Source organism: Lysobacter fragariae (genome assembly GCF_054779775.1).
This window is the reverse complement of the sequence record NZ_BAAGXP010000007.1, coordinates 196384-216075: the sequence shown is the minus strand read 5'-3', so window position 1 is coordinate 216075 and position 19692 is coordinate 196384. Positions and strand designations below refer to the sequence as shown.

At 65.8% G+C, this 19692-nt stretch carries 17 protein-coding genes and 1 tRNA gene; 8 read left to right on the top strand and 10 right to left on the bottom strand.

Annotation, left to right across the window (positions count from 1 at the left end; all coding sequences use genetic code 11):
- Positions 1 to 31: 31 nt before the first annotated feature.
- A tRNA-Thr gene (locus ACYVD7_RS09950) sits at positions 32 to 107 on the top strand.
- 103 nt (positions 108 to 210) lie between these two features.
- A complete protein-coding gene (radA, locus tag ACYVD7_RS09945) occupies positions 211 to 1602 on the top strand; it encodes a DNA repair protein RadA (RefSeq protein WP_460762386.1) in 1392 nt (463 codons plus the stop codon).
- 318 nt (positions 1603 to 1920) lie between these two features.
- Here radA and ACYVD7_RS09940 read toward each other — a convergent pair whose 3' ends face one another.
- The 5 genes from ACYVD7_RS09940 to ACYVD7_RS09920 all read right to left on the bottom strand — a co-directional run bounded on the left by ACYVD7_RS09940 (position 1921) and on the right by ACYVD7_RS09920 (position 7808).
- Positions 1921 to 3468, bottom strand: coding sequence for a DHA2 family efflux MFS transporter permease subunit (locus ACYVD7_RS09940; RefSeq protein ID WP_460762384.1), 1548 nt, complete (start codon positions 3466 to 3468; stop codon positions 1921 to 1923).
- A 167-nt stretch (positions 3469 to 3635) separates the two neighbouring features.
- Positions 3636 to 4823: an HlyD family secretion protein gene (locus ACYVD7_RS09935; RefSeq protein ID WP_460762381.1), complete on the bottom strand. Its 1188-nt coding sequence runs from the start codon at positions 4821 to 4823 to the stop codon at positions 3636 to 3638.
- A complete protein-coding gene (locus ACYVD7_RS09930; protein ID WP_460762378.1) occupies positions 4820 to 6334 on the bottom strand; it encodes an efflux transporter outer membrane subunit in 1515 nt (504 codons plus the stop codon). Before ACYVD7_RS09930 ends, ACYVD7_RS09935 begins: the two co-directional genes overlap by 4 nt.
- Positions 6335 to 6338: 4 nt before the next feature.
- Positions 6339 to 6800, bottom strand: a complete 462-nt coding sequence (locus tag ACYVD7_RS09925) for a MarR family winged helix-turn-helix transcriptional regulator (protein ID WP_460762376.1) — start codon at positions 6798 to 6800, stop codon at positions 6339 to 6341.
- A gap of 219 nt (positions 6801 to 7019) precedes the next feature.
- The gene (locus ACYVD7_RS09920) at positions 7020 to 7808 is read right to left on the bottom strand and encodes a cytochrome C assembly family protein (RefSeq protein ID WP_460762373.1); all 789 of its coding nucleotides are present in this window, start codon (positions 7806 to 7808) and stop codon (positions 7020 to 7022) included.
- A gap of 167 nt (positions 7809 to 7975) precedes the next feature.
- Between ACYVD7_RS09920 and ffh the strand changes: the two genes are divergently transcribed.
- The 6 genes from ffh to ACYVD7_RS09890 all read left to right on the top strand — a co-directional run bounded on the left by ffh (position 7976) and on the right by ACYVD7_RS09890 (position 12582).
- Positions 7976 to 9343, top strand: a complete 1368-nt coding sequence (gene ffh, locus ACYVD7_RS09915; RefSeq protein ID WP_460762370.1) for a signal recognition particle protein — start codon at positions 7976 to 7978, stop codon at positions 9341 to 9343.
- 237 nt (positions 9344 to 9580) lie between these two features.
- Complete coding sequence (rpsP, locus tag ACYVD7_RS09910; RefSeq protein WP_457097316.1) at positions 9581 to 9835, top strand: 30S ribosomal protein S16; 255 nt, start codon at positions 9581 to 9583, stop codon at positions 9833 to 9835.
- A 47-nt stretch (positions 9836 to 9882) separates the two neighbouring features.
- Positions 9883 to 10401 carry a ribosome maturation factor RimM gene (gene rimM / locus ACYVD7_RS09905; RefSeq protein WP_460762368.1) on the top strand — a complete coding sequence of 173 codons (519 nt, stop codon included), beginning with the start codon at positions 9883 to 9885 and terminating at the stop codon, positions 10399 to 10401.
- Positions 10402 to 10553: 152 nt separating this feature from the next.
- The gene (trmD, locus tag ACYVD7_RS09900) at positions 10554 to 11315 is read left to right on the top strand and encodes a tRNA (guanosine(37)-N1)-methyltransferase TrmD (protein ID WP_460762365.1); all 762 of its coding nucleotides are present in this window, start codon (positions 10554 to 10556) and stop codon (positions 11313 to 11315) included.
- 262 nt (positions 11316 to 11577) lie between these two features.
- Entirely contained in the window at positions 11578 to 11976 is a 399-nt protein-coding gene (gene rplS, locus ACYVD7_RS09895) for a 50S ribosomal protein L19 (protein WP_460762362.1), read from the top strand.
- Between the two features lie 195 nt (positions 11977 to 12171).
- Positions 12172 to 12582 carry an RNA-binding S4 domain-containing protein gene (locus ACYVD7_RS09890; protein ID WP_460762359.1) on the top strand — a complete coding sequence of 137 codons (411 nt, stop codon included), beginning with the start codon at positions 12172 to 12174 and terminating at the stop codon, positions 12580 to 12582.
- A gap of 259 nt (positions 12583 to 12841) precedes the next feature.
- Here the strand turns inward: ACYVD7_RS09890 and ACYVD7_RS09885 are convergent, their stop codons facing one another.
- The 5 genes from ACYVD7_RS09885 to mutS all read right to left on the bottom strand — a co-directional run bounded on the left by ACYVD7_RS09885 (position 12842) and on the right by mutS (position 19677).
- Positions 12842 to 13441: a DUF937 domain-containing protein gene (locus ACYVD7_RS09885; RefSeq protein WP_460762357.1), complete on the bottom strand. Its 600-nt coding sequence runs from the start codon at positions 13439 to 13441 to the stop codon at positions 12842 to 12844.
- 194 nt (positions 13442 to 13635) lie between these two features.
- Positions 13636 to 15540 (bottom strand): alkaline phosphatase family protein, encoded by a 1905-nt coding sequence (locus tag ACYVD7_RS09880; protein WP_460762354.1) that lies wholly within the window; start codon positions 15538 to 15540, stop codon positions 13636 to 13638.
- A 34-nt stretch (positions 15541 to 15574) separates the two neighbouring features.
- Complete coding sequence (locus ACYVD7_RS09875; RefSeq protein WP_460762351.1) at positions 15575 to 16009, bottom strand: hypothetical protein; 435 nt, start codon at positions 16007 to 16009, stop codon at positions 15575 to 15577.
- 42 nt (positions 16010 to 16051) lie between these two features.
- The gene (locus ACYVD7_RS09870) at positions 16052 to 16474 is read right to left on the bottom strand and encodes a hypothetical protein (RefSeq protein WP_460762348.1); all 423 of its coding nucleotides are present in this window, start codon (positions 16472 to 16474) and stop codon (positions 16052 to 16054) included.
- Positions 16475 to 17037: 563 nt separating this feature from the next.
- On the bottom strand, positions 17038 to 19677 hold the full coding sequence (gene mutS, locus ACYVD7_RS09865) for a DNA mismatch repair protein MutS (protein WP_460762346.1): 2640 nt from the start codon (positions 19675 to 19677) through the stop codon (positions 17038 to 17040).
- Between the last annotated feature and the right edge of the window lie 15 nt (positions 19678 to 19692).

Here is a 19692-nt window from a genome sequence, read left to right as displayed (position 1 = left end):
CAACGCCCGCCGCCCTACAATTGCGCCCCTTGCCGGAATAGCTCAGTTGGTAGAGCGCGTCATTCGTAATGATGAGGTCGTAGGTTCGATTCCTATTTCCGGCACCAGTTGACCCAGAAGGCCCGCATTGCGGGCCTTCTGCTTTTCCGGTCTCGCCGCGGGAGACGGGCGCCCGGTAGAGTGCGGTGTATCGCCCGTCCTCACAGTGCCATGGCCAAGATCGCCACGAAATCAAAGACCGCCTACGTCTGCAGCGAATGCGGCGCCGAGTTCAGCAAGTGGCAGGGCCAGTGCGGCGAGTGCGGGGCGTGGAACATGCTCAGCGAGATCGTCCTGGAGCCGGCCGTTGCGGGCAAAGGCGTTGCAGCCAGCCGGCGCAGCAGCTGGGCCGGGGCGGCGGACGCCCCCCAGGTCACTGCGCTCAAGGACGTGCGCCATCATGAAGACGCACGCGCCTCCACCGGCATCGGCGAGCTGGATCGCGTGCTGGGTGGTGGGCTGGTGCACGGGTCGGTGGTGCTGGTCGGTGGCGACCCCGGCATCGGCAAGTCGACGCTGCTGCTGCAGGCGGTGACGAAGCTGGCGGCCACGATGCCCGGTCTGTACGTCACCGGCGAGGAATCGCTGGCGCAGGTCGCCGGCCGCGCATCGCGCCTGGGGCTGCCGCTGGACGGCGTCCATGCACTCGCCGAAACCTGTGTCGAACGCATCCTCGAGCACGCCGCGGCGATGCGCCCGCACCTGATCGTCGCCGATTCCGTGCAGACGCTATGGACCGAATCGCTGAGCGCCGCGCCCGGCTCGGTAAGCCAGGTGCGCGAATCCGCCGCAAGACTTGTCCGCTTCGCCAAGGAAACGGGCACCGCCGTATTCCTGGTCGGACACGTGACCAAGGAAGGCGGGATCGCCGGTCCGCGCGTGCTCGAACACATGGTCGACGCGGTGCTGTATTTCGAAGGCGAGAGCGGCAGCCGCTTCCGCGTGTTGCGTGCCTTCAAGAACCGCTTCGGCGCGGTCAACGAGCTCGGCGTGTTCGCGATGGGCGACAAGGGCCTGCGCGAGGTTCCCAATCCATCCGCGATCTTCCTCTCCGGCAACAGCACGCCGCAGCCCGGCAGTTGCGTGATGGTGACGCGCGAGGGCACGCGGCCGTTGCTGGTCGAAGTGCAGGCACTGGTGGATTCGTCGCCATTGTCGAACCCGCGTCGCGTCGCCGTCGGCATGGAAGGCAATCGCATGGCGATGCTGCTCGCCGTCCTGCATCGTCACGGCGGCATTGCGGTGGGCGACCAGGACGTGTTCGTGAACGTGGTGGGTGGCATCCGCGTGCAGGAGACCGCCGCTGACCTGCCAGTGCTGCTGGCGGTGTTGTCGTCGCTGCGTGATCGTCCGCTGGCAGAGCAGACGATCGCGTTTGGCGAAGTCGGTTTGTCAGGCGAGATCCGCCCGGTGCCCAACGGCGAGGACCGCTTGAAGGAGGCCGCCACGCACGGCTTCAAGCGTGCCATCGTGCCCAAGGCGAACGCGCCGCGCAGCGGTCGGATCGGTGAGATGCAGGTGATCGGCGTGGAGCGGCTGGCGGACGCGCTCGAAGCGGGTTGAGCAGACCGATGCCCGGTGAAGGTCGATGACGCAAAAAGACTCAGGCCTGAGTCGGCGCCGCCTCAACGATGAGGCAAAACGGGCTGTCCTTGAGGCTCTGCAGCCTCGCTGATCAGGCAAAAAGCTCCGACTCCCGAGGCTCCTGGCTTCAAACGTCCGGCAAGTGGCCTCACGCGTGAGGCAGCGGTGCCTCAACGATGAGACAACTTGCCTCGGCCGTGAGGCACAGGTGCCTCGTGCGTGAGCCAAAACGAGTCGATGCAGACGCTTTCAGCCTCATGAACCCTGTCCGTCGCCACGACCCGATGGCAGCCCGCCTCAGTGCCCGCCTGCGGCCTCGGCAGCGCCGGCCTTCGCCACGAACGGCGGCCTGGCGAACCACACGAAGGCAATCACCACCAGGAAGATGATCCCGAGCAGGTGGAAGATCTCGTTGAACCCGATCTGCGCGGCCTGGTTGGAGATCATCCGATCCATGATGAAGGCGCCGCGTTGCAGGTCGCCGCCGCCCAGTCGGGAGACTGCATCTATCGTGGAGGGATCGTAGGCCGAGAGTTTCTCGGTCAGGTGCGCGTGGTGCACCGCGCCGCGCTCGGTCCAGGCATAGGTCGTCAGTGACGCGGCGAAGCTGCCGCCCAGCGTGCGCATGAACGTCGCCAACCCGGAGCCCGCCGCGATCTCGTGCGGCTGCAGGTCCGACAGCAGGATCTGCAGCACCGGCATGAAGAACAGCGCCACGCCGAAGCCCTGGATCAACTGGATCATCGCGATGTGATTGAAGTCCACGTCCAGGTTGAAGCCCGCGCGCGCGAAGCTGGTCAGCGACAAGGCGATGAACGCCAATGACGCGAGGATGCGCAGGTCGAACTTGTTCGCATGCGCGCCGATCAACGGCGCCAGCAGCACCGGCAGGATGCCGATCGGCGCGGTGGCGAAGCCTGCCCAGATCGCGGTGTAACCAAGATTTCGCTGCAACCACAGCGGCACCATGATGCCGACGGCGAAGAATGCCGCGTACGCAACCACCATCGCCGCGGTGCCCGCACTGAAGTTGCGGTGCCGGAACAGGCGCAGGTTGACGATGGGGTCCTTGTCGGTGAGCTCCCAGATCACGAACACGGCCAGCGAGATCGCCGAGACGATCGCGAGTCCGACGATCAGGCTGGAGCGGAACCAATCCTCGTCGTTGCCCAGGTCAAGCAGCACCTGCAGCGCGCCCACGCCCAGCACCAGCGTGATCAGGCCGACGTAGTCCATCTTCGGCTTCTCGAGCCGCTCCGGTCGTCCCTTCAGCTGGCGTCCGACCACGAAGCTGGAGAACAGCCCGATCGGCACGTTGATGAAGAAGATCCATTCCCAGCTGTAGTTGTCAGTGATCCAGCCGCCAAGAATGGGGCCGGCGATGGGCGCGACCACCGTCACCATCGCCAGCAACGCGATGGCCTGGCCGCGCTTGTGCGGTGGATAGATCGAGATCAGCAGCGCCTGCGTGATCGGATACATCGGCCCGGCGACGAAGCCCTGCAGCGCGCGCGCGGCCACCAGCAATCCCATGCTGTTGGCCAGGCCGCACAGCAGCGACGCGATGACGAACAGGAACGTCGCCCAGATGAACAGCTTGCGTTCGCCGAAATGACGCGTGAGCCAGCCGGTCAGCGGCAACGCGATCGCGTTGCTGACCGCGAACGAGGTGATGACCCACGTCGCCTGGTTCGCGCTGCCGCCCAGGTTGCCGGAAATCGTCGGCAACGAGACATTGGCGATGGTGAGGTCCAGCACCTGCATGAACGACGCCAGCGCCAGGCCGAGCGTCGTCAACGGAACGCTGGGCGGTCGGAACGGCGTGGCGGGAGAAGGAGATGACATGAGGCGGGAGCCCTGGTGGTGCAGTAGATATTCCCGGTGGGGACCGGAGCCAGGAGAGTCGTTACAGCGATGTGCGACTACGCGAAACTGCTGGTGCTATCTGCGTGGTCCGAACGATGTCCATGCGTCCGGACAGCGTGGGGCGCTGCCCGGCGAATGATTCGATATCAACCGTGGTGGCCGCCGCCGGCAAGGTTCGCCTTCACGACTTTCGCGATCAGGTCGTCGGCATCGGCCAGCTGTTTCGCATACGCGTCGGTGGTGAGCAGCGGCTTGTCCTGCGGTGCGGTCGCCAGCACGGCGCCCGACTGGTCGCGGATGGACACGTCGGCGTGCATGCTCAGGCCGATACGCAGCGGATGCTCCGCCAGTTGCTTGCGATCCAGTTCGATCCGCACAGGCACGCGCTGCACGATCTTGATCCAGTTGCCGCTGGCGTTCTGCGCCGGCAGCAGGGCGAAGGCGCTGCCCGTGCCCAGGCCCAGGCTGGCCAGCTTGCCTTCAAAGACAACGTCGCCGCCGTAGAGATCCGAATGCAGTTCCACTTTCTGGCCGATACGCATCTTCGCCAACTGCGTCTCCTTGAAGTTAGCTTCGACCCACGCCTGCTCCAGAGGCACGATGGTCATCATTGTCGTGCCGGGCTGCACGCGCTGGCCCAGCTGCACGCTGCGCCTGGCGACGTAACCCGATACCGGCGCCACGATCGCCATGCGCTGCGCGTTGAGGAAGGCCTGGCGCAGCTGCGCGGCGGCGGCCTTGACCTGCGGCTGGTCGGTGACGGTGGTCGCGTCGACCAGTGCGCGGTTGCGCGAGAGATTTTCCGTCGACGACGACAGTGCGGCCTGCGCGGCGGCGAGTTCGTCGCGGGCGTGGGCGAGTTCCTCCGCGGACACCGCGCCGGTCGCGACCAGGCCTTCGCGACGCTTCACGTCGGCGCTGGCTTTTTCCACCGCAACGCGTCGCGCGCCCATGTCGGCCATGCCGGCATCCACCGCGCTGTACAGGCCGCGCACCTGTCGCACCGTGCTGGCGAGGTTGGCGGTGGCCTGTTCAAGCGCGACGCGGGCGTCGTTGGGGTCGAGTTGCACCAGCACCTGGCCGGCTTCGACTTTCATGCCGTCGTCGGCGCCGATGCTGACCACGGTGCCCAGCGTCTGCGGCGTGATCGCAACCACGTTGCCTTGCACGTAGGCGTCGTCGGTTTCCTGGTGCCAGCGCGCGACCAGCAGGTACCACAGGGTCCAGGCGATGACGGCGACGACAACAATCACGGCAAGGATCGTCAGCGCGCGCTTGCGCTTGCTGACGGGCGGCGGCGCGACGTCTGCATTCGGGTTGATTTTGGTGGTCATGGCGTGGCGGCCTTGGTGGTTTCGTTCGAGGTTTCGTTCAAGGTTTCGTTGTCGGATTGCGGCGTGGCGAGCGTGAGCCCGCCGCCCAGGGCGCGGTCGAGGTCGACGGTCGCGCCCAGTCGCTGTGCGCGTAGCGCGGCCAGTTGCTGATCGAGCTGCAGCAGCGGTCGCTGGGCGTTGAGCACGTCCAGCTGCGTGCCCAGCCCGGCCTTGTAGCGGGCAGTGGCGAGACTCCATGCACCGCTGGCGGATTCGCGTGCACGTTGCGTCGATGCGATCTGCGCATCCAGCGATTGCGCGGACTGCAACGCATCGGTGACTTCACGCAACGCGCCGACCAGGTTCTGGTTGTAGTTCGCTACGGCCAGGTCGTACTCGGCGTTCGACTTCGCGAGGTTGTTGCGAAGACGGCCGCCGTCGAAGATCGGCAGGCTCAGCGCCGGACCGCCCTGCGCGAGGAACGCGTCGCTGGTGAACAGATCGGAGAGGTGGCCGGAGGCGATGCCGACCAGCGCGCTCAGGTTGAGCGTCGGGTAGAACTCGGCTTTGCTCGCCTTGATGCCGTGGCGCGCCGATTCCACGCGCCAGCGTGCGGCCACCACGTCCGGACGATGGCCGAGCAGTTCGCTCGGCAACACCGACGGAATACCGGGCATCGGTGCGGCAAGCAGGGTGGGGCGGGTGATGTCGCGGCCGCGGTCGGGACCTTTGCCCAGCAGCGCGGCGATGGCGTTGCCCGCGGAATCGATCTGCTGCTGTGCGGCCTGCGCCTGCTGTTGCGCCGAGGCGACGGCGGCTTCGGAATTGCGGATCTGCAGCTGGTTGTCGATGCCGGCCTTGACGCGCTGGCGGCCGAGCTCCAGCAGGTGCGTGGCGCGTTGCTGGTCGGCGGTTGCGATGTCGTGCGCTTCGTGCGCCTGCGCAAGCGCGACGTAGGCGCGCGCGATGTTCGACGAGAGCATCAGGCGTGCGGCCTGCGCATCGACTTCCGCCGCGCGCGCCTGTCCGAGCGCCGCCTGCGAACGTGCGCGGTGGCCGCCCCACAGGTCGGGGCTGTACTTGAATTGCAGGCCGAGCAGCGTGACGCCGAGGTAGTCGCCACCGATCGGCGGCGGCGCGACGGTTTCGGGAATCTGCACGCCCGAATACTGCGCGGTGGCGCCGAGCGTGGGCTTGCTGGCGGCGTCGGCGAGGCCTGCCTGCGCGATCGCCTGGCGAACGCGCGCGTCAGCGGCGTCCAGGCTGGGCGTGCCGGCGAGGGCTTCGGCGACCAGGGCATCGAGTTGCGCGTCGCCGAACGACTTCCACCAGTCCTGTTGTGGGAACGCGGCATCCGAGCCGCTGCCCAGGCTGCGCGACGCCGCCAGGGTGTCTGCTTCGAGCAGCTGGCCTTGCGATGCCAAGCCATGCGTACTCGCACAGCCGGACACGGAAACAGACGCCGCCGCTACAAGCACGGCAAGCGCCATCACGGCCGGGCGCAGCGCCATGCGCGATGAAGTCAGGGACATCGGATCAGCTCCCGGAAATGAGGTTGTCGCGCACTTGCGTGAGCAGACGGGTGAGGGTGTCGCGGTCGGCTTCGCTCATGCCTTGCGTCGCCCGCTCGCGCACACGCAGGCCGCAATGGTTGATCTCGTTCCAGATCGCGGCGCCGGCCTCGGTGAGGTGGATGCGCAGGGCGCGGCGGTCGGTGGGATCGGCAACGCGGGCGAGGACACCGCGCTGTTCCAGCTTGTCCAGCAGCCGCGTCATCGCGCCCGGATTCAGCTGCGCGGCGGTGGCCAGGTCGGTGACGCTCGCCGTGCCCTCGGCGAGGTGCTTGAGGGTGATGTACTGGCTGAAGTTGAGGTCATGGCCGACGGCCTGGAGCTCGCGTTCCATCTGCGCCCAGAAGCCGGCGCGGATCTCGCGGAGCAGCAGGGCCAGGGATGAGCCGCCACAGGGGGGCGCCAGCGGGGGGAGGGGGGTGTTCATGGATCGGCATGATCCTGACCGGTGCAATATTTGTCAATGCAAATATTTAGTCTGCAATCGATTGCAGGCAGGCAGCCTGAATGGGCTGATCAGCGGTTCAGGATTTCAGCAGCAGGCGCGAACGGCCGGGCAAGCCGCTTTGAAAGGACCCTCAGGTCGTGTTGCTCTGCCAGGGCCGGTCGGAATATCAGGCCCGCGTAGCTCAGGCCCGACTGTCGCTCAGCCCACTCGTCCCAGGATGAGCTCGAGCACAAGCTTGCTGCCGAAGAACGCGAGCACCAGCAACGCCATTGCCGACAGTGTCCAACGCACCGCCGTGCCGCCGCGCCAGCCATGGCGCCAGCGGCCGATCAACAGCGCGCCGAACGCCAGCCACGACAGCACGCTCAACACGGTCTTGTGCACCAGGTGCTGCGCGAACAGGTTCTCGACGAACAGGACGCCGCTGAGCAGCGTTGCCGTCAGCAGCGCAAAGCCCACCGCGATGGTGCGGAACAGCAGCATTTCCAGCTCCACCAGCGGTGGCAGTGCTCGCAGCCAGCCGTGGAATTCGCGTCGGCGCAGCGCGCGCTCCTGCAGCCACAGCATGATCGCCAGCAACGCGGCGATGGCGAGCGTGGCGTAGGCGAGCAGGGCGCACCAGGCATGGAGCAGCAGACGCCAGTCGAGGGCCTCGGTGCGCGCGTGGCCGTAACCGGCGTAGGCCAGGAGCATCACTGCGGCGATAGGGAAGACGACCACGCCCAGCGCCGCCATGCGTCCGGTCGCGCCGTAAAGCGTTGTCATCGCGCCCATGCCCAGCCCGACCAGCGAGAGTGCTGCGAAGAAATGCATGTCCGCGCCGCCGGCGTTGCGCCAGGCCATCGCGTGCACGGCGGCATGCAGGACCACGGCGATGATCGCGGGCAGCAGCCACGTCCGCCCGGGGCTCCGGTCGCGCCGTAGGCCGGCCACCAGCAGCGCGGCTGCAATCAGGTAGGAAATCGTGGCAATGAGAACGAGTGTCATCGCCGCAGTGTCGCATACGCCTGCCGAATGACGGATCCGCGGATCCGTCCTGCAGGTCCCTGTCGCCGGACCTGCAGTCGCAAGTGGCGCTCGGGCCGGCAAGCTCGCAACGCCTGCCGGCTATAATTCGCCCCCGTTTTCCCGTCGTCCCCAGCAGGTCGCTCGCAATGTTCGAATCCCTCACCCAGCGTCTCTCCGGCACCATCGACCGCCTGCGCGGCCGCGGACGCCTGACCGAGGAGAACATCCGCGAAGCCACCCGCGAAGTCCGCATCGCGCTGCTCGAAGCCGACGTGGCCCTGCCGGTCGTGCAGGCCCTGATCGAACGCATCAAGGTCCGCGCCGTCGGCCAGGAAGTGTTGAAGTCGCTGACGCCCGGCCAGGCGCTGATCAAGGTCGTGCGTGACGAGCTTTCCGCAGTGATGGGCTCCACCGCCAGTGACCTGAACCTCAACGTGCCGGCCCCCGCCGTCATCCTGATGGCCGGCCTGCAGGGCGCGGGCAAGACCACCACGGTGGCCAAGCTCGCCAAGCACCTCAAGGAAAAGCGCAAGAAAAAAGTGATGGTGGTCAGCGCCGACGTCTATCGTCCGGCTGCGATCGAGCAGCTGAAGACGCTGGCGCAACAGGTCGACGTGCTGTTCTTCCCCTCCAGCGCTGACCAGAAGCCCGAAGCGATCGTGAAGGCCGCGATCGACGACGCGCGCAAGTCGTACGCCGACGTGCTGATCGTCGACACCGCCGGCCGCACCAGCATCGACGAAGCGATGATGGCCGAGATCAAGGCGCTGCACGCCGCGGTGTCGCCGGTGGAAACCCTGTTCGTCGTCGATGCGATGACCGGCCAGGACGCCGCGGTAACCGCCAAGCACTTCGCCGAAGCGCTGCCGCTTACCGGCGTCGTGCTGACCAAGACCGACGGCGATGCGCGCGGTGGCGCGGCGTTGTCCGTGCGTTACATCACCCACAAGCCGATCAAGTTCATCGGCGTGGGCGAGAAGCCCGATGGTCTGGATGTGTTCCACCCGGACCGCATCGCCAGCCGGATCCTCGACATGGGCGACGTGCTGTCGCTGGTCGAGCAGGTCGAGCAGCAGGTCGACAAGGACAAGGCGCAGAAGCTCGCGGAGAAGGTCGCCAAGGGCAAGCGCTTCAACCTCAACGACCTGAAGGACCAGCTCGAGCAGATGCAGAACATGGGCGGCATCCACGGCCTGATGGACAAGCTGCCGGGCATGGGTCAGATCCCGGACAACGTGAAAAGCCAGGTCACCGGCAAGGAAGTGCCGCGCATGGTGGCGATCATCAATTCGATGACGTCCAAGGAGCGCCGCAACCCGGACCTGCTGAACGGTTCGCGCCGTGCCCGCATCGCCAAGGGCGCCGGCCTCACGCCCGCCGACGTGAACAAGCTGATGAAGCAGTATCAGCAGATGGAAAAGATGATGAGCAAGCTCTCCGGCGGCGGCATGAAGGGGCTCATGCGCGGCATGAAGGGCATGATGGGCGGTCGCGGTGGGATGCCGTTCCGCTGAGACGTCCATCCTCCTGTCCTGACGGGGCAGGAGGCCGCTCCGCGGGAGTCACGGCGGAGCCGGGTTCTGCGCCATACGTGAGGTGCGGGGAAGCGGCCTGGGTGGGGCTGTGCCCCAGGGAGGCTGGGCCGGTCTGGAACCACTCCGAATTCCCTCGGGGTTTCCTCGGCCTAATCAATGGCTTACAATTGCCGGCTTACCCTGCCATTCCGGCAGCTGGGCAACACGAGAACTGCAATGGTCAAGATTCGCCTTACCCGCGGCGGCGCCAAGAAGCGTCCCTTCTACCACATCATCGTCACCGACAGCCGCAGCGCGCGTGACGGCCGCAACATCGAGCGCGTGGGTTACTACAACCCGGTCGCGCAGGGTGCGGAAAAGCGTGTCGAGCTCGACCTCGAGCGCGTCAAGCATTGGGTTTCCAAGGGCGCGCAGCTGACCGACAAGGTCGCCGTGCTCTACAAGGAAGCCGGCAAGGCCGTTTCGGCCTGATTGCCGGGCCGCGCGATCCACACACGATCGCGCGGCCGGTTTCCGATATGAGTCAGGATCAAGGGCGCCGCATCCTCTTAGGCAGGGTGAACGGCGCCTTTGGCATTCGTGGCGAGGCGAAACTCGAGTCCTGGACCGAGCCCCGCTCAGCCATCTTCCGCTACCAGCCATGGATCCTGCGCGACCCGCAGGGCAACGAGCGCGAATTGCGTGGCGTCCGTGGCAAGGAAAGCGGCAAGTACACCGTTGCAACGTTCCCCGATGTGACCGATCGCGACGCGATCGAGGCCATGCGTGGCACCGAGATCTACGTCCCGCGTTCGGCCCTGCCGCCGCCGACCCCGGGTGAGTACTACTGGGTCGACCTGGAAGGCCTGCGTGTGGTTAATGTCGACGGCACCGACTTCGGTGTCGTCTCGCACCTGTTCGCCACTGGCGCCAATGACGTCCTGGTCACCCGTAACGACGAACGCGAGCGCATGATTCCGTTCGTGCAACCGCAGTACGTCACCCGCGTGGATTTCGAGGCCGGTGTCGTGACGGTCGATTGGGATCCGGATTTCTAAGGGGCCCGCAGCCCTGCTTGGACCAGCCGTGCACTTGAGCCGCGCCCGCGGCCAGTGATGTGGGGCGACCTGTTCCGAGCATCGCCACCAAGCTCCCGCGGGCATCATCAATCGCTTGTTCGCCCAAGAAACAGCTTCCAGCGAGTCCATCCGTGCGCATCGACGTCATCACCCTGTTCCCCGACTTCATCGCCCAGTGCGCCGCTTTTGGCGTGACCGGGCGCGCCGGCGAGCGCGGCCTGCTGTCGCTGCACGGCTGGAACCCGCGCGATTACGCCGAAGGCAACTACCGCCGGGTCGACGATCGCCCGTTCGGCGGTGGGCCGGGCATGGTGATGCTGATCGACCCGCTGCGCGCCGCCATCAACGCGGCCCGCGCGGCCGAACCGACCCCGGCCAAGGTCGTCTACCTCAGCCCACAGGGCGCACCGCTGACCCAGGCGCGTGCCCGCGAGCTGGCTTCACGCGATCGCATCATCCTGCTGTGCGGCCGCTACGAAGGCATCGACGAGCGGCTGGTCGAGGCCGAGGTCGACGAGGAGCTGTCGATCGGCGATTACGTTCTGTCGGGCGGCGAGCTGGCCGCGGCCGTGGTGATCGACGCGGTCGCCCGCCTCCAGGAGGGCGCCCTGAGCGACGCCGAATCCGCGGCCCAGGACAGTTTCGAAGGCGGTCTGCTGGACTGCCCGCACTACACCCGGCCGGTCGAACATGAACTGGGCAGGGTCCCCGATGTCCTCCAATCCGGCAACCACGCCGAAATCGCCCGCTGGCGCCGCGCCGAGTCGCTGGGTCGGACCTGGCAGCGCCGGCCGGACCTGCTGGAGGAGTCCACCCTGTCCCGCGCCGACCAGAAACTGCTGGACGCCTGGCGGGCCCGGCTGACCGAGGTCGGGGACGATTCCGACGGGTAGGGCGGGTCTCGACCCACCGTCGCGGGCAGGGTTCCCCGGCATTCGCGAACGCACGCCCGGTGAAAGCGTGGCCCGACCCACGCCTTGGCCATGGGGGGAGGCCAAAGGCACGTAACCATTTGCTCCGCAAGGGAAAACGCCGCTATAATCCGCGGCTTGGTTCCACCTGCTGTACCCAATAGAGCTGAAAAAGCCAGACGCGGGTCCACGTGCACTCGCGCTACAACCATTCCAACAGGCAAAGCACAACAGGCATTTTCCAATGAACAAGCCCTCGATCCACACGCTCCTCCAGAATTTCGAAGCCGAACAGATCCAGCGCCAGCTGCCGGATTTCGGCCCGGGTGACACCATCGTCGTCAACGTGAAGGTCAAGGAAGGCAACCGCGAACGCGTCCAGGCCTATGAAGGCGTGGTCATCGGCACGAAGAACGCCGGTCTCAACTCCTCGTTCACCGTGCGCAAGATCTCGCATGGCTTCGGCGTCGAGCGCGTTTTCCAGACCCACAGTGCGATCATCGACTCGGTCGAAGTGAAGCGCCGCGGTAAGGTCCGCGCCGGCAAGCTGTATTACCTGCGTGGTCTGGAAGGCAAGAAGGCCCGCATCAAGGAAGACCTGGCTGCCTACGCCAAGGCCAAGGCCGACGCTGCCGCCAAGTAAGGTCCCGCAGTACCCAGGCGCACATGCGCCGCGACGGCCGCCCCTAAAAAGGCGGCCGTTTGCTTTTCGGGGCTCGCTTCCGATGTTTCCGGATGCAGCCATCCAAGCCGGGCAACTGACTGCGTCGCTTCCAGGGTTTCGTGCAAGGCAGCCGGCTCGGCAGCCTGCTATCCACGTGGGTGGATAATGCGGCTGATGACGAACGTTCCATTTCCCGCGTCCGAAAGTGCCCGCCTCGACCTGTGGCTATGGGCTGCGCGCTTCTTCAAGACGCGCGCGCTGGCCAAGCAGGCTATCGAAACCGGCAAGATCGATGTCGGTGGGCAGCGCGCCAAGCCATCGCGTGGTGTCCGCGTCGGTGACGCTCTGAGAATCGCGCGCGGTGAGGAGATATTCGAAGTCGAGGTGCAATCGCTCAGCGTGGTGCGTGGCCCCGCCAGCGCCGCGCAAGCGTTGTACGTCGAAACCGAAACCTCGCGCCAGCGTCGCGAAGCCGAGCGCGCGCAACGTGCCGCACAGCGTGCCGGCTACCGCGCGCCCGAGAGCAAGCCCGACAAACGTGCCCGCCGCCTGATCCGCGCTTTGGGTGATATCGACGCAAGTTAGGGCGTGCGTATCGCACGGTCGGGCGGTGTGGCGATGACGCAAGTGTCGGTTTGATCTTGTCGCCGGTGCTGCGGAATCATTTTTTTGAGCTTCGAGCTTCGAGCTTCGAGCGCCGCCGCTCCGTGGGGCGCCCGCGAAATGCTGCAATGCGCTTGAACACGAGCCCGGCAAGAACGAACACAGGCCAAACGAAGAAGGCACCCGTCAGGACCGACGGATGCCTTCGTTTTGCATTAGCGGAAATTTGCGTTGGCTTCGTTCAGCGACGCCCGCCGAACACGGAGCCGGCCAGTCCGATCAGGTCCGAGAAGTCCGCATCGCCGTCACCATCGCGATCGAGCACCGCGCCCAGCAATCCGCCGCCGAGCCCGCCCTGCTGCTGGATCTGTTGGTGTTCCTGACCCAGCACCTGTCCCAACGCCTGCGGCGTGCTCGCGCCGCCCTGCGAGAACATCCGCTTGGCGAGGTAGGCAAGCACGATCGGTGCGAGCATCTGCAGCAGCGAGCTCGCCTGCGCGCCTCCCAGCCCGGTAGCGGCGCCCAGGCCCTGGGCAGCGTTGTTCTGGCGGCCACCGAAGATGTGCCCGAGGATCTGCGCGCCCTGACCACCGCCGCCGAGGACCGACCCGAGCACGCTGCCGATGTCGAGACCGGCGTGGTCATTCTGCAGCGCACCGAACAGCGCCTCGGCGCCCTGCGGTTGGCTCGCGTTCCGGCCCAGGGCGCCCAACAGAAGCGGCAGTGCCGCCGACACAGCCCCGGAGGCCTGCGATTCGGACACGCCAAGCTGTTGGCTGATCTGGGCCAGTTGCGGACCTTGGAGCTGGTTGAGCAGGTCGTCAGCGAGGGAAGCGTTCATGGCGTTTCGTCCAGCCTTGTCATTGGAGAGGCCTGATCGTACTCCGACGAGGTGACTGGATTGTCAGGTCTCTCGTCACGCGGATCGCCAAGTGGGCATTGAGGGTTCGTTCCGATTACGAGGTTGTTCGAGTTGTCGACGGGGTTGTTGCCGATCCGGATCGACACTCAGTGCCGCCCCGGACCAGTGCGACCTCACCTCAGTGACCTGCCTTGGAGCTTGACGTCGATCCAGGCACGACCGTCGCCATGGGTCTGCAGCGTCGTCAGGGCAGCACGTGTTTCCTCCGGCGTGTAGGGACGTCCCCGGGCCACGCCCGCGGCGCCGATCAGGATGCCTTTCTGCACGCCGTTCAACGGCATGTCATCGGACGGTTCGGGAATGCTGAGCAGGCTCGCAGGCGGAGCGGGCAGGGTGGGCCAGCTCTGCGCGTTCGCTTCGGTCAGGACGTAAGCCAGGTTGGGTGCTGCCGCGATGCGCGGACTGGGCAGCATGCTCTGGAAAGTGCTGGTCAGACCGAGCCAGTCGCGCAGTGTCGCCAGCACGCTGGTGTGGTCCAGCGGCACGCCGGTGTCGCTGCGGAACACGGTACCCGGCGTCACGTAGGAGGACACGACGATCGCAGGCACGCGCACGCCGAAACGGTCGAAGTCGAAATTCGACCCGTCAGTGGACACCGCGCCGGGCGACGGAGGCTGTGCGCCGACGGGAGGCGGGACGTGGTCATAGGTACCGCCATGCTCGTCGAACAGCACGACGAACAGGATGTTGTCGCGGTACGGACTCTGCTGGATGGCGTTGTAGATGTTGGCGAGGAATTGCTCGCTCGGCCGAACGTCATGCGGCGGGTGATAGCTCTCGTCGTTGCCTTTCACGCCGAAGTTGGGCTCCACGAAGCTGAAAGTCGGCAACTTCTGGTTGGCCGGCGCGCTCGCCGGCTGCGCGCAGGCCGCCTGGAACTCGCTGATGCCGCTGAAATTGGTCGTGTTGGTGATGTACTTGCCCAGGAACATCACCTTGGTCAGCGAGGGAAGGGCACCGTCGTTGTAGACCATCCACGACAGGTTCTGATTGGTGAACACGTCGAATATGGTCGTGATGTCCCACGGGATGTAGTCGTCGTTGTTGACCTTGCCGTCCGATGAACCGGTCTGCAGGAAGCCGCGGTTGGGCCAGGTCTGGCTCGGCACCGAGGCGTACCACGCATCCGACACCGCAAACGACTGCGCCAGCGTGCTGATGATCGGCAGCTGGCTGGTGCTGTAGGACTGCATGATCTGTTCGGCGGCCGTGGTCTCTTCCTGGGTCAGGTAGTCGGTCAGGAAACCGCTCATGTTGGCGGTGGTGCCGCCATCGTAGATCTGCGTGGTGACGTGATCGAACTCCTCGCCGGGGTCGGGGCTGGGCACGAACCACTCGGTGATCGTGTCGCTGCCTTCCATCCATTGCGTGGTGCCGTTGCTGGCGTACACGGGCTGGCCGTTGTTCACGTTGGGATCGCTGTTGGAATACGTGTTGTCGAGCAGTCCGTCATAGGCCTGCGTTGAGCCCGACGGCAGGAACTGCGAAGGCGAAGTGCCGGTGGGATAGATCCAGCCGAGCAGGTTGTCGAGCGAGCGGTTCTCGTTCATCAGGACGACGACGTGCTCGATCTGCGGCAGGATCGTGTTCTGCAACTGCGTGACTGCGAAGACCAGGTCGTCGTAGGTGCCGGAGATCCATGTCGCCGTGACGTTGTAGACCGCGCCGCTGGCGGCCGTGAACTTCAGCTGGGCGTTTCCCGTCTGCCAACCTGTGTTGTTGCCGCTGGCGCTGATCTGCACGGAAATGTCGCTGCTAGCGAAGGTGCCTACCAGTTGGACCTGCAGCAGCACGGCGGTGCCGCCGATGGTCACGGTGCTGGTGATGATCCAGGTGTCGTGGTTGGTGATGCCTTCGTTGCGGTCGACCCAGTAGAGCTGGGTTTGTCCGCCACCGACAGGAAGGTCGGTGGCACTGGTGGGATCGGACCAGTATTCGCTGCCCAGTGCCGGCGAAATCTGGGTGCTGGCGGACAGGTCGGATGAAAGATCATTGCTGGCGTAGATGGTGCTGGGCATCGCGATGCACTCCTTGCTGGTTCGCGGGCCGGATTCAGGCCGGCTGGATCGAGTAGAGGACGTTGTCGTAGTCCGAGCCCGCCGGAAGGTAGAACTCTCCCGTGACCTGGTAACTGTTGCCGTCCTGCGCGGTGAACTTGAGTGCGGCGTTGTCCTGCTGCCAATCGGTGGACTGGCCACCTGCCTGTACCTGGATGGCGATCGTGCTGCTCAGCGCCGTGCCGATGACCTGTTCCTGCAGCAGTACGGCGGTGCCACCGACGTCCACGCTGGAAGTGAAGACCCATGCATGGCCCTCCTTGATGCCGACATCGCGATCCATCCACAGGGCTTCGATCTGCGGACCATCGGGCACGCTGACCGGGCTGGACGGGCCGGACCAGTAGTCGCTGCTGAGGCTGGGTTCGACTGCCGAAGCCACGGACAGCGTGGCACCGACAATCTGCTGGACCAGGACAGTAGTAGTCATTTCGCTTGCTCCTTGCGATGGGTGGATCGGGCGAGGTGAAGTTCAGACCGGGATGAGGGAGTAGGTGACGTCGTCGTAGGTGCCGTTGAGGAAGAAGGTGCCGTTGAGCTGGTAGTTGTTGCCATCGCTGCCTGTGAACTGAAGCGAGGTGTTCTCGGCGGTCCAGCCACTGTTCTGCGCGCCGGCGACGATGCGGATCTCGATGTCGCTGCTCGAACGGGTGCCGGTGAGGGATTCCTGCAACTGGATGACGGTTCCGGCGAACTCGAACGACGTGGTGAATACCCATACGTCGCCGTCGGTGATGCCGACATTGCGGTCCATCCACAGGACCTGTGTCTTCGAATCTCCGCCGGCAGTGGCGCTGTTGATACCCCAGTAGCTGTCGCTGAGCTGGGGTAGCACGCCGGTCGACAGGCTCAGCGAGGTATCGGTCGAGTTCTGGATGTTGATGTTTGTTGGCATGGGTTCCTTCTCCATTGGTGACGTGACAGGTGCACGTGGTCGGCTTGCGGACGTTGCGAGGCGGCACCAAGTGCGTTGTCCAGGTGGCGCAGTGCGTGGTTAGTGGGTGCGGGGAGCGGAAGCTGGCCTGTCGAGGCCGTTGAGCGCGTGTCGCAAGCGGGACTCCTTTCGTTGCACGGCCGCAGGCCGGATACGGTTTCGGGAACTTCCTTGTTGCCCAATCAGGTGCCGCTCACCAAGTGAGCGATGCGCAGGGAATCGCGCACCGGGGATGTCGATGCTTCAGTGCGAAATGAGGCGTAGCCGATACGGAGCCGCGTTGGAGCGGACGTGCCAGGCGCGTGAAGCCGGGCGAGGCTTTCCGCGCCCGCGGAATATGCCGCATGGAATGCAGGTCCGTTGCATTTGCAAACTCCTCGGCGTTGCGCCGGAGGCCAATGTAGCGCGCGTTCGAGCGCAATGCCATGTGTCGGCCGAGTACGCGCGTGGCATGCGATGCAAGGGGGCGGCGGACAACGTCGTGCAGCTCACCCGTCGGTGAGCTGCACGCGGTGAAGTATCGGCTACTGCAGCGATTTCAGGCGGTACAGGGCTTCGAGCGCCTGCTTGGGCGTGAGCTCGTCGGGATCGATCGCCACCAGCGCATCCAGTGCGGCGGAGCTGGGGGAGAACAGTCCGAACTGCTGCGGCTGATCCAGTGCTGTCGGTGTCATCGCTGGCGTGGGCGCATCGCGCTGCTGCTGTTCCAGTTCGGCGAGGCGACCACGCGCCTGCTTCACCACCGATTTCGGCAATCCCGCCAGCGCCGCGACCTGCAAACCAAAGCTGCGATCTGCCGGTCCATCCTTCACCGCGTGCATGAACACCAGCGTGTCGCCGCGTTCCTTGTCGTGATGCTCGACGGCATCCAGATGCACGTTGGCGATGCCGCTGCCCGGCTCGGCGAGTGCGGTGAGTTCGAAGTAATGCGTGGCGAACAGCGTGTAGGCACGGTTGTCGTGGGCCAGATGCCGCGCGCACGCTTCGGCCAGTGCGAGGCCGTCGTAGGTCGACGTGCCGCGGCCGATCTCATCCATCAGCACCAGCGACTGCGCGGTGGCGTTGTGGAGGATGTAACTCGTCTCGCTCATCTCGACCATGAAGGTCGATTGCCCGCGCGCCAGATCATCGCCGGCACCGATGCGGGTCAGGATGCGGTCGATCGGGCCGATTACCGCACGCGACGCCGGTACGAAGCTGCCGATGTGCGCCAGCAGCACGATCAACGCGTTCTGACGCATGTAGGTGCTCTTGCCGCCCATGTTGGGTCCGGTGATCACCAGCATGCGACGGCTGTTGCCGCTGCCTTTACCGGGCTCGTTGTCGTCGTGAAGGAGCAGATCGTTGGGCTCGAACGGCTCCTTGCGCACCGCTTCCACGACCGGATGGCGGCCGCGTTCGATGCGGATGCCGGCCTCGTTCGTCAATTCCGGCTGCGACCAGTCCAACGACTGCGCGCGTTCGGCGAAGCATGCGAGCACGTCCAGTTCGGACAACGCCAACGCGCAACGCTTGAGCGGCTCGAGTCGTTCGTTGAGGACATCCAGCAGGTGTTCGTACAGCAGGCGTTCGCGGGCGAGAGAGCGTTCGCGCGCGGACAGCACCTTGTCCTCGAACTGCTTGAGCTCTTCGGTGATGTAGCGCTCGGCGCCAGTCAGTGTCTGGCGGCGCGTGTAGTGCGTCGGCGCCTTGTCGCTCTGGCCCTTGCTGATCTCGATGTAATAGCCGTGGACGCGGTTGTAGCCGACCTTGAGCGTGGCGATGCCGGTGGCGGCTTTCTCGCGTGCCTCCAGATCGATGAGGAACTGGTCCGCATGGGTCGAAAGCGTGCGCAGCTCGTCGAGTTCGGCGTCGTAACCGGTGGCGAAGATGCCGCCGTCGCGCGCCAGCACCGGGGGCTGCGGCACGATTGCCGAAGCGAGCAGATGTGCATGTTCGGCGTGCTCACCCAGTTCATCGGCGAGCTCGCGCAGGCGCGGGGAATCCAGCGTCGCCAGCGACGCCCGCGCGGCCGGCAGCAATCCCAGTCCGTCGCGCAGCGTGGACAGGTCGCGCGGACGCGCACTACGCAGCGCGACGCGCGAGAGGATGCGTTCCAGGTCGCCGAGCGCGCGGAAGGTCTCGCGCAGTTCATCGCCGGCACGCGATTCCACCAAAGCCGCTACGGCGTGGTGGCGATGGCGCAGCGTCGTGCGATCCCGCAGCGGCCGGTGCAACCAGCGGCGCAGCAGTCGTCCGCCCATCGGCGTGATGGTGCTGTCCAGCACGCCCAGCAGGGTGGTGCGGGTGTCGCCATCGACACGCGTGTCCAGCTCAAGATGCCGACGCGTGGCGGCGTTCATGGCGATGGCGCCGTCGCCGGACTCGACCGCGATCGACGTCAGGTGCGGCAGGCGCTGTTTCTGGGTCTCTTCGACATAGCCGAGCAGGGCAGCGGCGGCCGCAATGCCCAGCGGCTTATCGTCGATCCCGAATCCGGACAGGTCGTGCAGGTTGAAGAAGCGCAGCAGCTGGCGCCGCCCGCTGTCGACATCGAACAGCCACGGCGCGCGGCGACGCATGCCATTGCGTTCGGCGACGAAATCCGGCCAGCCGTCTTCGTCGGCGATCAGTGTTTCGGCGGGTTCAAGGCGGGCGAGTTCGGCTTCCAGTGCGTCGGTGCTGGCGACTTCGTTGACCAGGAACCGGCCGGCGGCGAGATCGGCCCACGCCAGGCCGTAACCCTGCTTTCCACGCGCGACCGCCAGCAGCAGCGTGTCGCGGCGTTCGTTCAACAGCGCTTCGTCGGTCACCGTGCCCGGCGTGACGATGCGCACCACCTTGCGTTCGACCAGTCCCTTGCTCAGCGCGGGGTCGCCGATCTGTTCGCATATCGCGACGGATTCGCCCAATGCGACCAGTCGTGCGAGATAGCCTTCGTAGGCGTGGTGTGGAACGCCCGCCATCGGGATCGGCTGGCCGGCGGAATTGCCGCGCTGGGTCAGGGTGATGTCGAGCAGTCGCGCGGCCTTGCGTGCGTCGTCGTAGAACAGCTCGTAGAAGTCGCCCATCCGGAAGAACAGCAGCACGTCCGGATGCTCCGCCTTGGCGGCGAAGAACTGCTTCATCAGGGGAGTGTGTTCGGCGGCAGGGGCACTGCCGGTTGCGGAGGGCTTGCTGTCCATCGATTCCTGGGCGCT

Bases quoted from the DNA above. Each gene is read 5' to 3' on its own strand.
- rimM (WP_460762368.1), top strand. From the start codon at position 9,883: ATGAGTCAGGATCAAGGGCGCCGCATCCTCTTAGGCAGGGTGAACGGC.
- ACYVD7_RS09890 (WP_460762359.1), top strand. From the start codon at position 12,172: ATGACGAACGTTCCATTTCCCGCGTCCGAAAGTGCCCGCCTCGACCTG.
- rpsP (WP_457097316.1), top strand. From the start codon at position 9,581: ATGGTCAAGATTCGCCTTACCCGCGGCGGCGCCAAGAAGCGTCCCTTC.
- ACYVD7_RS09875 (WP_460762351.1), bottom strand. From the start codon at position 16,009: ATGACTACTACTGTCCTGGTCCAGCAGATTGTCGGTGCCACGCTGTCC.
- ACYVD7_RS09930 (WP_460762378.1), bottom strand. From the start codon at position 6,334: ATGTCCCTGACTTCATCGCGCATGGCGCTGCGCCCGGCCGTGATGGCG.
- radA (WP_460762386.1), top strand. From the start codon at position 211: ATGGCCAAGATCGCCACGAAATCAAAGACCGCCTACGTCTGCAGCGAA.
- ACYVD7_RS09925 (WP_460762376.1), bottom strand. From the start codon at position 6,800: ATGAACACCCCCCTCCCCCCGCTGGCGCCCCCCTGTGGCGGCTCATCC.
- ACYVD7_RS09935 (WP_460762381.1), bottom strand. From the start codon at position 4,823: ATGACCACCAAAATCAACCCGAATGCAGACGTCGCGCCGCCGCCCGTC.
- ACYVD7_RS09880 (WP_460762354.1), bottom strand. From the start codon at position 15,540: ATGCCCAGCACCATCTACGCCAGCAATGATCTTTCATCCGACCTGTCC.
- ACYVD7_RS09885 (WP_460762357.1), bottom strand. From the start codon at position 13,441: ATGAACGCTTCCCTCGCTGACGACCTGCTCAACCAGCTCCAAGGTCCG.
- rplS (WP_460762362.1), top strand. From the start codon at position 11,578: ATGAACAAGCCCTCGATCCACACGCTCCTCCAGAATTTCGAAGCCGAA.
- mutS (WP_460762346.1), bottom strand. From the start codon at position 19,677: ATGGACAGCAAGCCCTCCGCAACCGGCAGTGCCCCTGCCGCCGAACAC.
- ACYVD7_RS09940 (WP_460762384.1), bottom strand. From the start codon at position 3,468: ATGTCATCTCCTTCTCCCGCCACGCCGTTCCGACCGCCCAGCGTTCCG.
- ffh (WP_460762370.1), top strand. From the start codon at position 7,976: ATGTTCGAATCCCTCACCCAGCGTCTCTCCGGCACCATCGACCGCCTG.
- ACYVD7_RS09920 (WP_460762373.1), bottom strand. From the start codon at position 7,808: ATGACACTCGTTCTCATTGCCACGATTTCCTACCTGATTGCAGCCGCG.
- ACYVD7_RS09870 (WP_460762348.1), bottom strand. From the start codon at position 16,474: ATGCCAACAAACATCAACATCCAGAACTCGACCGATACCTCGCTGAGC.